14 protein-coding genes are annotated in these 12,897 nt (G+C 67.8%); 9 read left to right on the top strand and 5 right to left on the bottom strand.

Annotated elements, in window-relative coordinates; all coding sequences use genetic code 11:
• The first annotated feature begins 4 nt into the window (after positions 1 to 4).
• The 8 genes from AC1DXI_RS13910 to AC1DXI_RS13945 all read left to right on the top strand — a co-directional run bounded on the left by AC1DXI_RS13910 (position 5) and on the right by AC1DXI_RS13945 (position 8,646).
• A complete protein-coding gene (locus AC1DXI_RS13910; RefSeq protein WP_018774339.1) occupies positions 5 to 1,342 on the top strand; it encodes an MFS transporter in 1,338 nt (445 codons plus the stop codon).
• Positions 1,339 to 2,979, top strand: coding sequence for a thiamine pyrophosphate-dependent enzyme (locus AC1DXI_RS13915; protein WP_476939129.1), 1,641 nt, complete (start codon positions 1,339 to 1,341; stop codon positions 2,977 to 2,979). Before AC1DXI_RS13910 ends, AC1DXI_RS13915 begins: the two co-directional genes overlap by 4 nt.
• Positions 2,980 to 2,991: 12 nt before the next feature.
• Positions 2,992 to 4,419: a gamma-aminobutyraldehyde dehydrogenase gene (locus AC1DXI_RS13920; RefSeq protein WP_476939130.1), complete on the top strand. Its 1,428-nt coding sequence runs from the start codon at positions 2,992 to 2,994 to the stop codon at positions 4,417 to 4,419.
• A 20-nt stretch (positions 4,420 to 4,439) separates the two neighbouring features.
• Entirely contained in the window at positions 4,440 to 4,604 is a 165-nt protein-coding gene (locus tag AC1DXI_RS13925; RefSeq protein WP_476939131.1) for a hypothetical protein, read from the top strand.
• The gene (locus tag AC1DXI_RS13930; RefSeq protein WP_476939132.1) at positions 4,549 to 6,138 is read left to right on the top strand and encodes an amidohydrolase; all 1,590 of its coding nucleotides are present in this window, start codon (positions 4,549 to 4,551) and stop codon (positions 6,136 to 6,138) included. Before AC1DXI_RS13925 ends, AC1DXI_RS13930 begins: the two co-directional genes overlap by 56 nt.
• A 9-nt stretch (positions 6,139 to 6,147) precedes the next feature.
• The gene (locus AC1DXI_RS13935) at positions 6,148 to 7,410 is read left to right on the top strand and encodes a M20 family metallo-hydrolase (protein ID WP_476939133.1); all 1,263 of its coding nucleotides are present in this window, start codon (positions 6,148 to 6,150) and stop codon (positions 7,408 to 7,410) included.
• 245 nt (positions 7,411 to 7,655) lie between these two features.
• The gene (locus AC1DXI_RS13940; RefSeq protein ID WP_476939134.1) at positions 7,656 to 8,429 is read left to right on the top strand and encodes an ion transporter; all 774 of its coding nucleotides are present in this window, start codon (positions 7,656 to 7,658) and stop codon (positions 8,427 to 8,429) included.
• A 55-nt stretch (positions 8,430 to 8,484) separates the two neighbouring features.
• Entirely contained in the window at positions 8,485 to 8,646 is a 162-nt protein-coding gene (locus AC1DXI_RS13945; protein ID WP_476939135.1) for a hypothetical protein, read from the top strand.
• A 98-nt stretch (positions 8,647 to 8,744) separates the two neighbouring features.
• Here AC1DXI_RS13945 and AC1DXI_RS13950 read toward each other — a convergent pair whose 3' ends face one another.
• From AC1DXI_RS13950 to AC1DXI_RS13970, 5 genes are all read right to left on the bottom strand, one after another.
• On the bottom strand, positions 8,745 to 9,080 hold the full coding sequence (locus AC1DXI_RS13950) for a carboxymuconolactone decarboxylase family protein (RefSeq protein WP_476939136.1): 336 nt from the start codon (positions 9,078 to 9,080) through the stop codon (positions 8,745 to 8,747).
• Between the two features lie 203 nt (positions 9,081 to 9,283).
• The gene (locus tag AC1DXI_RS13955; protein ID WP_476939137.1) at positions 9,284 to 9,937 is read right to left on the bottom strand and encodes a TMEM175 family protein; all 654 of its coding nucleotides are present in this window, start codon (positions 9,935 to 9,937) and stop codon (positions 9,284 to 9,286) included.
• Positions 9,938 to 10,333: 396 nt separating this feature from the next.
• A complete protein-coding gene (locus tag AC1DXI_RS13960; RefSeq protein WP_476939138.1) occupies positions 10,334 to 10,579 on the bottom strand; it encodes a hypothetical protein in 246 nt (81 codons plus the stop codon).
• 74 nt (positions 10,580 to 10,653) lie between these two features.
• Entirely contained in the window at positions 10,654 to 11,217 is a 564-nt protein-coding gene (locus AC1DXI_RS13965) for a dihydrofolate reductase family protein (protein WP_476939139.1), read from the bottom strand.
• A gap of 136 nt (positions 11,218 to 11,353) precedes the next feature.
• A complete protein-coding gene (locus tag AC1DXI_RS13970) occupies positions 11,354 to 12,133 on the bottom strand; it encodes a VOC family protein (protein ID WP_476939140.1) in 780 nt (259 codons plus the stop codon).
• A 92-nt stretch (positions 12,134 to 12,225) separates the two neighbouring features.
• Between AC1DXI_RS13970 and AC1DXI_RS13975 the strand changes: the two genes are divergently transcribed.
• Positions 12,226 to 12,825, top strand: coding sequence for a YdeI/OmpD-associated family protein (locus AC1DXI_RS13975; RefSeq protein WP_476939141.1), 600 nt, complete (start codon positions 12,226 to 12,228; stop codon positions 12,823 to 12,825).
• Positions 12,826 to 12,897: the final 72 nt, after the last annotated feature.

Below are 12,897 nucleotides of genomic sequence, written 5' to 3' on the forward strand. Positions count from 1 at the left end.
AATCATGGCAAGCAGCGCAAGCAACGCCACTACCACCGCCAGTCCGCAGTTGCCCGGGGTTGTCGATGAGAGCGTGGCCAAGAAAGTCGCCCTCGCGGCCCTCGTCGGGACCGCACTGGAGTGGTACGACTTCTTCCTGTTCACCACCGCCGCGGCGCTCGTGTTCAACGCCCAGTACTTCGTGTCCCAGGACCCCTTCGTCTCGGCCATGAGCTCCTTCGCCACCCTGGCCGTGGGCTTCGTGGCCCGCCCGATCGGCGGCTTCATCTTCGGCGCCCTGGGCGACAAGGTGGGGCGCAAGAAGATCCTGATGGTCACCATCGTGGGCATCGGCCTCGTGACCGGTCTCATCGGCCTGCTGCCGAACTACATGACGATCGGCGTCGCAGCCCCCATCCTGCTGGTCGCGCTGCGCATCCTGCAGGGCCTCGCCGTCGGCGGCGAGTGGAGCGGCGCGGTGATTATCGCCGTCGAAAACGCCCCGGTCGCCAAACGCGCCCGCTACGCTGCCCTCCCGCAGCTCGGCTCGCCGATCGGCACCATCCTGTCCTCCGGCGGGTTCTTCGGAATGCTGTACCTGGTGGGCCAGGCCAACTTCGACGCGTGGGGCTGGCGCATACCGTTCATCGCGGCGATCCCGCTGCTGGCCGTCTCGATGTGGATCCGCAGCAAGCTCAGCGAGTCCCCGGAGTTCGAAGCCCTCATGGAGTCCGGCGAGACCGAGCACGCCCCCATCCGCGGCGTCCTGACGAAGAGCTGGCGCCAGATCCTGGTGGGCATGTGCTCCGCGCTGCTCGGCATCGGCGGTTTCTACCTCATCACCAGCTTCGTGGTCTTCTACGGCACCAAGGTGCTCAAGATGCCCTACGAAACGCTGCTGCTCGGCTCGCTGCTGGCCGCCGTCGTGGAAATCTTCGCGCTGGTCTGGGCCGGACGCATGGGCGAGAAATTCGGCGCCAGCAAGGTCATCCTCTGGGGTGGCATCGCCTCCGCCGTCATCGCCGTGCCCGTCTTCCTGGCCATCGACACCGCCAACCCCGTCCTGGTCATCCTGGCCATGATCGTCGGAGTGTCCACCCTGTCCGTCCCGTACGCCGTCTCCGGAACGGCCCTGACCGCACTCTTCGCCACTAAGGTCCGGTACACCGGCGTCGCCATCACCTCCAACAGCGCCGGCGTCATCTCCGGTTTCGTGCCGCTGATCGCGACGGCCCTCGTGGCCGCCAACGGCAATTCGTTCTGGCCCGGCGCCATCATCTTGCTGGTGGTCTCCGCACTGACCGCGCTGTCCGGCCTATTCCTCCCCGCACTGAGCATCGAAGAAAAGGGAATGAAGCATTGAGCACCACAACCACCGCCGGGCACCTGATTGTTGCCCAGCTGGAACGAGCCGGTATCCAGCGCGTCTACGGCGTCCCCGGGGAGAGCTTCCTCGATGTGCTGGACGGCCTGCACGGATCCTCAATTGAAACGGTGGTGACCCGCCACGAGGGCGGCGCCGGATTCATGGCCCTCGCCGAAGGCCGGCTCACGGAGCTTCCGGGCGTGGCCATGGTGACCCGGGGCCCGGGTGCGGCCAACGCCTTCATCGCCATCCACACCGCGCACCAGGACGCCACCCCGATGATCCTGTTCGTGGGCCTCATCCCGGTCGCGGACCGCGGCCGGGAGTCGTTCCAGGAATTCGACATCAACGCCTGGTTCGGCAGCACCGCCAAGAAGGTCGTGACGCTCGACGACGCCGCCTCCGCCGCCCGCGTGGTGGACGACGCCATCTTCACAGCCCTCAGCGGCCGGCCGGGTCCCGTGGTGATCGGCCTCCCCGAGGACGTGCTGGTCCACGCCATTGAATCCGGCACCGTGGAACCGCGCATCGTCTCCCGACCGGCACCTGCGGCCGCGGCCCTGGCCGAACTCGGAACCCGGCTCGCCGCCGCCAGCAAGCCGCTGATCGTGGTGGGCGGCGAAGGCTGGGACCAGGCATCCTCCGACGCGCTGGCCGGCTGGGCCGCCCGCCACGGCGTCCCCGTCCTCGCGGATTTCCGCGCCTACGACGCGGTCCCGCACAACAGCGACGCCTACGCCGGCTACCTCGGCTACGCCCGCAGCGACGCCAACGCCCGCCGCCTCGACGCGGCCGACCTGCTGATCTTCGTCGGCTGCGTCCGCGCCGACGTGCTCTCCGACGGCTACAAGCGCGGACTGGATGCCGTCACCGTCGTCGTCCACCCCGGCGCCGATCTGCTCGGCCACTACGGCCGGCTGGACCAGCACATCCCGGCCCACGTCGCGTCCTTCGCCACGGCACTCGCCGCCGCCGATTCCGCGGTGGATCCCGAGGCCGGCTGGCTGGCCGGGGCCCGCGCCGATTACGAGAAGTTTTCCACCGCGCAGCCGGACAGCGGCAACGGAGTGGACTCAAAATATGTGGACCTCGACGTCGTCATGGAAATCCTCAAACAGGAAATGGACGACGACGCCGTCATCACCTACGGGGCCGGGAACCACTCGCTGTGGCCGGCCCGCTACCTGAAGCACAACACCGCGAACTCACTCGCCGCACCCCGCAACGGGGCCATGGGCATGGGGATCCCGGCGGCGGTGGCTGCCTCACTGGCCTACCCCGGCCGCCAGGTGATTTCCGTGGCCGGCGACGGCTGCTTCATGATGAACGGCCAGGAAATGGCCACGGCCATGGGCCACGGCGGGAAGTTCATCGCCCTCGTGGTGGACAACGGCATCTTCGCCACGATCCGTGAGCACCAGGAAGGCCACTACCCGGGCCGGCCCTCGGGCACCCACATGACCAACCCGGACTTCGCCGCACTGGCCCGGTCCTACGGCGGCTACGGCGAACGCGTCGAGAAGGCAGAGGACTTCGGTGCCGCTTTCCGCCGTGCCGTCGACTCCGGGCTGCCGGCAGTCCTACACCTCCCGCAGGACCCCGCCACCCGCTCACCCAAGACCGCCAGCAACTGACCGGAGCCCGTCATGATCACCCTGCACAACATCATCAACGGTGAGATCGTCCCCGGCAGTGCCGCCGACGGGTCGGACGCGGCCACCCTGCCGTTCTTCGACCCCGCCACCGGAGTCCAGCTCGGCACCGCCCCGGACAGCGACGCCGCCACCGTGGACCGCGCCTTCCAGGCCGCCCACACCGCCTTCCAGAGCTACAAGCGGACCACCCCGGCCGAACGCCAGGCCATGATGCTCAAACTCGCCGACCTCATCGAGGCCAACGTCGACAGGCTCCTGGACGCCGAGGTGGCCTGCACCGGCAAGCCCCGCCAGATCACCCGCGAGATCGAGATCCTCCGCGGCGCCGACCAGCTGCGCTTCTTCGCCGGCGCCTGCCGCGTGGTGTCCGGGACCGCCCAAACCGAATACGTCCGCGGCTTTTCCTCCACGGTCCGGCGCGAACCCCTCGGCGTGGTCGCCCAGATCACCCCGTGGAACTACCCGTTCATGATGGCCATCTGGAAGATCGGACCGGCGCTCGCCGCCGGCAACACGCTGGTCCTGAAACCGGCCGACACCACGCCTTGGTCCACCCTGGTGCTGGGCGAACTGGCGCAGGAGGCCTACCCCGCCGGCGTCGTCAACGTCATCTGCGGCGGCCGGGGGACCGGCGCCGCCATGGTGGATCACGAGATCCCGGAAATGGTGTCCATCACCGGCTCCACCCGGGCCGGGGCGCAGGTGATGTCCGCGGCGTCGAAGACCCTCAAGGACGTCCACCTGGAACTCGGCGGCAAGGCGCCGGCAATCGTGTTCGCCGACACGGACATTGACCTGGCCGCCAGGGAGATTGCGCTCGGTGCGTTCTTCAACGCCGGGCAGGACTGCACCGCCGTGACCCGTGTGCTCGTGGAGGAATCCATCCACCAGGAATTCGGTGCCACGCTCGCCGCGGCGGCCGCAGCGCTGCAGGTCGGCGGCGACGCCGCGGACCTGGGTCCGCTGAACAGCGCCGCCCAGCTGGACCGGGTGGAGGGCTTCATGTCCCGGCTGCCCGCGAACGCCAGGGTCCTGGCCGGAGGCAAGCGGACGGGCGCCGGCTTCCACTTCGAACCCACCGTGATCGACGGCGTGTTCCAGGCCGACGAGGTGGTCTGCGAGGAAATCTTCGGACCCGTCGTCACCATCCAGCCCTTCCGGGACGAGACCGAAGCCGTGGAACTCGCCAACGGGACCAAGTACGCGCTGGCCTCCAGCGTCTGGTCGAACAACCACGGAGTGGTCACCCGGGTCTCCAACGAACTGGACTTCGGCGCCGTCTGGATCAACTGCCACCAAGTGATCCCGGCCGAGGCCCCGCACGGCGGTTTCAAGCACTCCGGCACCGGCAAGGACCTCTCAGTCTTCGGCCTGGAGGACTACACCCGGATCAAGTCGGTCACCACCTCCCACCGCTAAAGAACCACGCTAGGTAACCAATGAAACTCGATCTGCTGCTGCGCAACGCGTACATCATCACCATGGACGCCCGCCGCCCGCATGCCACGTCACTGGGGGTCTGGCAGGGCCGGATTGTGGGCCTCGACGATGACCTGGACGGGCTGGAGGCCGCCGAGGTCCTGGACCTCGGCGGGCCTGGGTGAACTGGACGTCTCCGGCGCGCGCGGACTGAACCAGCTCTACGCCCTGCTGGAGGCCGGCATGGCGGCAGACAGCAATGCAGAGCCAGGGCCAGAGTCGGAGCCCGGGACCGGACCGGCGCCGGGCTGGCTGCTGGCCACCGGCTTCAGCCAGCAGCAGCACGGCGGCGAGTTTCCGGACATCGCCGTCCTGGACCGGATCACGGGGAGCCGGCCGCTGTTCATGCGGCACAACTCCGGCCACATGGCCTTGGTCAACACTGCCGCGCTCCGGCTGGCCGGCGCCGAACCGGCGTCGTTTCCGGACCCCGACGGCGGCGTGATTGTCCGCGACGCCGACGGCCGCCCCACCGGGCTGGTCCAGGAAACCGCGCAACAGCTGATCCAGCAGCTGATCCTGCCGTACTCGTCCGAGGCGATCGAAGCCGCACTGGACCGGGCCACCAGCCACTACGCCGCAGAGGGCATCACGAGCTTCACCGAGGCCGGGATCGGCGGCGGCTGGATCGGCCACAGCCCCGTCGAGCTGGCCGCCTACCAGCGGGCGGCGGCCGCGGGCAGGCTCCACGCCCGGGCCCAGCTGATGCCCGTCCTTGATGTGCTCCACCCGCTCGGCGGGCGGCACCCACAGGACGCGGCGCCGGCCGGACTGGACCTGGGCATCGCCAGCGGCTTCGGCGGCGACTTCCTGTCCCTGGGCCCGGCGAAGGTGTTCCTGGACGGGTCACTGCTGGGCGAAACAGCGGCGGTCAGCCAGGACTACTGCAGCCACGGCGGGACGGACAACACCGGGAACACCGGCTACTTCCAGGCCGAGCCGGACGCGCTGCGGACAAAGATCGAGGCCGCCTACGCGGCCGGCTGGTCGATCGCGGCGCACGCCATCGGCGACCGCGCCGTTGACCTCGCGATCGACATCATCACCGCCTGCGCCGCCAAATACGGCCCCCGGGCCGTGCCCAACAGGATCGAACACGCCTCGATGACCCGGCCGGAACAGCTTCAACGGCTGGCCGCCGCGGACATCGCCGTCACCCCGCAGGCGAGCTTCTTCGCCGACGGCGGGGACGGCATGACGCTGTCCCTCGGCCCGGAACGGCTCGGCTGGGCCTACCGTGCGGCGTCGTTCCTCGCCGCGGGGGTGACCCTCGCCGGCAGCTCCGACCGGCCCGTGGCGGACGGAAACGTGCTCCGCGGGATGCAGGCCTTCGTGGACCGGCGCACCGCCTCCGGGGCCGTGTTCGGGAACCCGGACGAGCGGCTGGGCCCGCTCCAGGCCCTGGCGGCCTACACCACCGGAGCCGCAGCAGCCACTGGCGCCTCCGGCGCCAAGGGTTCACTGACCGCCGGGAAGCTCGCCGACTTCACCGTCCTGTCCGGGTCCCCGCTCACCGCGGCCAGCATCGCCGAACTCCAGGTGCTGGCCACCGCCGTCGGGGGGAACTTCACGTTCCGGAGCCCCGGCCTCACGTCCCCGGTTGCGGTCGATTCGGCCGCAACCGGTCCATTCTTCAGCACAGCCACCAACCGTTCATAGGGGAACACCGTGACCACTCAGCCCTCTTTCAGCACCCGCGACGCCGCGTTCGTGCGGGACTTCCACATCATGAGCGAATTCGGCGCCACCGAGAACGGCGGCGTGGAACGCCAGGCCGCCAGCGTGCCGGACGGCCAGCAGCGGCAATGGCTCACCGGCCTGCTGGAGGCCAACGGCTTCACCGTCCGGTTCGACCGGGCCGGCAACCAGTGGGGCCTGTACGAGGCCGTGCCGGGTGCCCCGTTCGTCGTGGTGGGTTCCCACATGGATTCCCAGCCGACGGCGGGACGCTACGACGGCGCGTACGGCGTGCTCGCGGCAGCCCACGCGGCGTTCCGGCTCGTGGAGCAGTGGGCCGCGGCCGGAGACGCCGGGCAGCCCCGGTTCAACATCGCGGTGGTCAACTGGTTCAACGAGGAGGGCTCGCGGTTCAAGCCGTCCATGATGGGCTCCTCCGTCTACACCGGAAAGCTCGAACTCGAAACCGCGCTGGCCACCACGGACGCGGCCGGAGTCACGGTCCGCGAGGCCCTGGACGCTGTCGGCTGCCGGGGCAGCTACGAGGGCCCCGAAGCCGCGTACTGCGCCGAAATCCACATTGAACAGGGCCGGAGCATGGAACGCGAAGGCATCACCATCGGCCTGGTGAACTCCAACTGGGCGGCCAACAAGTACGAGTTCGTGGTCCACGGCGAGCAGGCCCACACCGGCTCCACCGTGATTGCCGACCGGAAGGACGCACTGCTGGGGGCGTCCATGATGGTGGTCGCCGCCCGGGAACTCGCCGACACCTTCCCCGGTGTGCTGCACACCTCCGTGGGGCAACTGAACGTCTACCCCAACTCGCCCGTGGTGGTGCCGTCCCGGGTGAGCCTGCTGCTGGACCTGCGCAGCGCCGACGAAGCTGTCCTTGCCGAGGCCGACGCCCTGCTGGACGAGCGGATCGCCGGGATCGAACGGCTGGCGAACGTCACGGTGGAGCGCAACCACGCCCACACCTGGCCCGTGACCCCCTACCAGCCCGAGGGCGTGGAACTCGCGGCCAAGGTGGCGGCGGACCTGGGCCTGGCGAACAAGCAGGTCATGACCCTGGCCGGGCACGATTCGACCAATATGAAGGACCTCGTCCCGACGGTGATGCTGTTTGTGCCCAGCGTGGACGGGATCTCCCACAACGAGCACGAATACACCACGGACGAGGACATCGTGGCCGGCCTGACGATGCTCACCGAGGTAGTGAACCGGCTCTGCAACGGGGCGCTGGAGGACTGACCGCGGACCCGGCTGTACTTCCGCGGATTCGGTTGGCTCTTTGGCGGTGTTCGTAGAGGTCATCGCCTCGGACGCCGGTCATGGGTTGCTCCGATGTGTCTCATAATTAACGGTGAATACACGGATTCAACCAGAAGGCACCCCTTCCCTGCGGGTTCATTTGAGTGAACCGGGGGCTGCAGTCCGGTCAGACCGGGGTGAAAAAGTGTCCGGCCACTTAGCTGCTGATATGCCAGAATCCACACATGACCAAGGAACGCAATGAACTGAAGAGTATCGGATACGAGATCTTCATCGGTATCCTTTCGCTCCTGTCGATCGTCAATCTCGTGCTCGTGTATGCCGCCCAGGAGCAGTCGCTCGACACCGTGCTCGAGGTGATGAACGCCATTTTCAGCGTGATCTTCCTCGCCGACTTCCTCTACCGGATCCTCACCGCGCCCTCGGCCGGCACCTATTTCTTCAAGCACTTCGGCTGGGCCGACCTGCTGGCCAGCATGCCCTTTGCGCAACTCAAGTTCCTGCGCATCTTCCGGCTGATCCGGGTCTACCGCCTGCTCCGCGATATCGGCATCCGCACAATCGGCCGCGCGCTGAGCAAGGACCGGGCCGGCAGCTCCCTGTACGTCCTGCTGCTCATGGGAATTCTCGTGCTGGAATTCGGAAGCCTCGTCATGCTCGGTGTCGAGCAGTACGCCCCGGGGGCCAACATCACGACCGCCTCGGACGCCATCTGGTACACGATCGTCACGATATCGACAGTTGGATACGGTGACCAATATCCGGTGACCGGCGCCGGACGTGGCATCGGGGCAGGCATCATCGTCGTCGGTGTCGGCATCTTCGGCACCTTCACCGGTTACCTGGCCAACTTCTTCCTGGCTCCCCACAAGAAGGAACCCGCACCGCCCGTCGACGCGGCCGACACCAGCGCGACGGTCGAAGTACTCCGCCTGCGCCTGGAAGAGTCCGAAGCCAAGCTCACCGAGATCAGAAAGTTGCTCACCGAGCCAACCTAGCCGGGGCATCCCCGGCGTCAACGCGGACGGGTGGCTGCCGCCGGGCTCCTCGGCTATGGTTGCCGTCGTCGAGGACCTCTACCTGGACCGCGTCGACAAGGCGGTCGGCAAGGGCGCCAAGAAGGTCAGCAAAGCCATCGACAGTGGTGACGACGACGCAGCGGTCAAGGCCGTGAACAAGGGCGACGAGAAGATCATCGAAGCCGCTTCGTCCTGATCGGCCAACGCAACTTCGGTGACCCCTGTGGCGAAGGCGCTATGCCGCCTGTTCAGGTCCACGAGCCCGTGCGCCACCGCGCCGCGGTCCGGCCTGGTTTAGCCCTCGGACTCTGCTTCCGCCTCGGCCATAGCCTCGGTCAATTCGAGGGCGAAGCCCAGCGCGCTGGCGAGGTTGCCGGTTGCCGCCACGATTCGGGGGGTGCCGACGATGGGGGCAACAGCGATCAGGATGCCTTGGACGTCCTCACTGGTGATGCCGACATCCATCGCGGTGCTGGCATTGAAAAAGTAGGACGCGGCCGGGGCGTCGACGGCGGCGAGGGCAGCGATCCGGGCCAGCATCAACTCGCGAGGGTCAAGGGTCGAGCGTTCAACCGATACCGCGGTGATGTCGGCGAGGGCGTCCAGGATCGGGGTTTCTTCTTCGGCCATGGCCATGTCTCCATCTGGTTGCGGGGATTGTGTGCCGAGTGGCGCGACCAGGACCGGTCGCTGCGACTCGACATCAACGTAACCCGCGAAAGCGGAGGACGACATCACCCCCATGGGATGAACCGATGCCCAGCCCGCCGTGGCACCGTAGCGCATCGGCAGGAATCTTGAATGCGAAGCCCCCAAATCTGCAGACCCGCCGGTCAAACGGAACGGGACCGGCGCCGGATGGCGCTGAACGGCAGGAGGATAAACAGGGCGAGTGCCAGGTAGCCGAACACGGCGACGACTGGCTGGACCAGCCCAATCAGGATCATTGCGACGTACACGCCCAGCGTGGGCGTGAGCCGTTTGGTGAGGGTCTTCACATCCTCATCAGCCAGATCCGGGCGCACGAGATGCGCGCGGACCGCATATCGCCAGGTCACCGAAATCATGATCATCGACAGGAGCAGATTGATGCCGTAGACGGTCGCCGCGATCCGCTCGGGCCCGGCTTCATGGATGAATTCGGCGAGCAACTTCGTCGGAAACGGCAGGAACGACACCACCAGGAGCAGCAACAGGTTCAGCCGCACGAACACCGAGTCGGCATGGTCGAGGTATTCGGTGATAACCGTGTGGGCAAACCAGACCGCCCCAATCGTCGAGAAGCTGACCAAATAGGCTAAGTACGACGGCCACAGGTCAACCAGCGCGCCGACCAGGTTCTCGTGGGAGCCGGCAGGGACCGAGATCTCTAAAATGAGGAGCGTTATCGCGATGGCGAACACGCCGTCGCTGAATGCTTCCATCCGCCCGGTCCGATAGGCAGACGGCCGAGGTTGCGGCTGCCCGGCACCAACCTGGTCATCCATGGGACAAGCATGGCAGCCGCTTCTGGATATCCGGCTCATCCCCAACGAACGATCTACTTGAAGCGCTGCTCGTGGGCCCGGGCACTGGTCGCTTGTTCGTCGTGGACATCTGCAGCATCCCTCCGCTGTGCGGCCACCCGCCCTCCGCCCGGGACCGCTAGAACGTACTGGTCAAATCAGGTATCACCCCGTTGACCTTGCAGGGACGGGGTCCCGGCCGCCTCATCCCGTTCGAAGGAGCGGCACGGCCCAGTGCGCCCGCGCCCTCCCGCCAGCTGTGGAGTAACCGGAAAGCGGGAGTGGAAGCCCCCGTAGGAAACAGCCTGATCGCAGGGGCATGACCGCGGCCGTGGCGGCTTCAGCGTGGTCCAACATCCACTGGCCGCCATCGCGGGGTCAGCCCGTCTGTATCACCTGGTAGCTGTTCTGCAGGTCATCCTGGATCACGTGAGCGATTCCGTCTGGGTCGGTCTTGGTGGTCAGATTCTGCGCCAGAACTAGGGTCTGGTACTTCCACCCGCTTGGCAGCTTCAGGCTGTAGGCCAGGTTGGGCAGATCGTCGATCGTCAACTTTGAGTTCACGATCTGGCTGTAGGCCTGCATCACGTAGGTCTTCTCGCCCGGATCGACCAGTTCGTTCACGACAGTGCCGGACTATCTGCTGGCCACCGCCGTGGGGTGGCTGGTGGTGCCCCGACCGTGCGGAGGAATCGCTCTCAGCGCCGGGTCTCGTACCGGGTCAGGACCACGCCGCCGGGAAACGTCCGCGTCTCCACCAGGTTCAGGTTGACCCAGCTGTCCAGCGAGGTGAAGAACGGAGTGCCGCGGCCCACCAGGACCGGATGGGTGGCTAGCACGTATTCGTCGATCAGCCTGGCCCGCATGGCCGCCCCGGCGAGCGTTGCGCCGCCGATGCTCATCGGTCCGCCGTCCCCGGCCTTGAGCCGCGTGATCTCGGCGATCGCGTCGCCGGTGACCAGGCGGGTGTTCCAGTCGACCTTGTCGATCGTCGAGGAGAACACCACCTTCGGCGTGTCCCGCCAGTTCCGCGCGAACTCGATCTCCGCCGGGGTGGCGTTGGGCTGCTGGTCGCCGGTCGGCCAGTAGGAACTCATGGTCTCCCAGAGCTTCCGGCCGTACAGCGACAGGCTGCTAGCCCGCTCCTGCTCGAGCCACCACTGGAACAGTTCGTCGCTCGGCCCGCTCCAGCCGATGTCGTCGCCGGCCGCGGCGATGTAGCCGTCCAGGGTCAGGTTCATGCCGTAGATCAGTTTCCGCATGGCGCCAGCCTTCCGTCAGTCGGTCTCCAGCTCTTAGACGAGCACGGCGCGGGAACCTCTGTTGTCCCGCACATGATCAGCAGCATCCTGTCCCTCAAAGCGCCACTCTAACGGCAATGATCTGGATGCCATAGCCTCAGGCGCCTTCCGGCTTCTGCGAGATCCAGAGCATCGCCCCGTGGGGGTTCTCCGGCAGGTCGGCCGCGTCCGGGTTGGCCACGTGCAGGGTCCGCCCGAAGGCCTCCTCCGTCAGGCTGACCCGGTGGCCGGCGGCCGCCAGGCGGTCCCGCAGGCCGGCGAGGTCGCCGGTGTATTCAAACCCCAGGCCGGTCCGGGCGGCGCCGCTGGCGGGCCGGACCATCAGCACGCCGCCGTTCTTCGCCGTGAAATCCGCCGTTTCGTCATCGTCCGGGGCCGGCCGCAGCCGGGCGCCCATGTTCCGCAGGGTTTGCGCGGCGGCGGCCGCGTCGGGCGTGAACCAGACTTCGACGACGGCGAGGGCAGGGTCCGCGTCCGCGCACTGCGCGCCGTGGGCGGCCTTGTCCGCGAAGAAAGCGAACCCGTCCGCGCCCGTGATGCGGCAGGTATCGCCGTGGCGGGCGCTGACCAGCTCGGCCGGGGCGGTCCCGTCCTCCCCAGCGCCGGCGTTGGTGCGGCGCGCGAACTCCGCCAGGTCCCCGACCTCGACGCCGAAGTCCGTCTTTCCATCGAGGGCAGTGCCGTCCTGAACAGCTCCGTCTCCGGCATCCGGCCCGGCGGCGACCGCCGCTACCCGGTGCAGCGCGAGGCGGCCCGAGCCGGCGTCGAACTCCTGCCAGTCGCCGTCGTCGACCGTCCGTACCATGCCGAGGGCGGACAGCAGGCCCTCCCACTGGTCCATGCGGGAGGTGTAGTGGATCGGGCGGACGCGCAGCATGGGATCTCCTTGCGAGGGACGGTTTTTGGCTCCTCCTGACATGGTGCCACCAAAGCACCCCTCCGGTCAGCCCAGCAGGGCACAATGGGCCCATGGCTGTTGAACTGGAGGAACTGCTGGTGAAGGACGCCGCCGAGTGGCGCGCCTGGCTGGAGCAGCACCACGCGCAGAGTCCCGGCGTGTGGCTCGTGCTGCACAAGAAGGGCGGATCGGTGACGGAGCTGGACTACGAGGCCGCGCTGCAGGAGGCGCTGTGTTTCGGCTGGATCGACGGGCAGGGGCGGCGCCGGGACGAGGAAAGCTCCTTCCAGCGGATGACCCGGCGGGGACCTAAGAGCGTGTGGTCGGCCCGGAACGTGGAACGGATTGACCGCCTGGAGGCGGCGGGGCGGATGGCCCCCGCCGGGCAGGCGGCCGTCGCCGCCGCCAAGGCGGACGGGCGCTGGGAGGCCGCCTATTCGGGCGCGGCGACGGCGGAGGTCCCGGATGACCTCGCCGCCGCCATCGCGGCGGACCCGCGGGCGCAGGCGATGTTCGAGGTCCTGACGTCCGTGAACCGGTTTGCCCTGATCTACCGCACCAACTCGGTCAAGCAGGCCTCGACCCGGGAGCGGAAGATCGCCGGGTTCGTGGAGATGCTGGCCCGGTTCGAAACGCCGTACCCGCAGACCAGGCGGCCCGGAAAACCGTAGCAGAGAGCCGTAGCGGCCGCCCCGGCGCGCATCCCAGAGAATTCCCAGCGGCCCTCCGGGCTGCAGGTAGCT

The organism is Arthrobacter sp. P1_H7 (assembly GCF_056405215.1).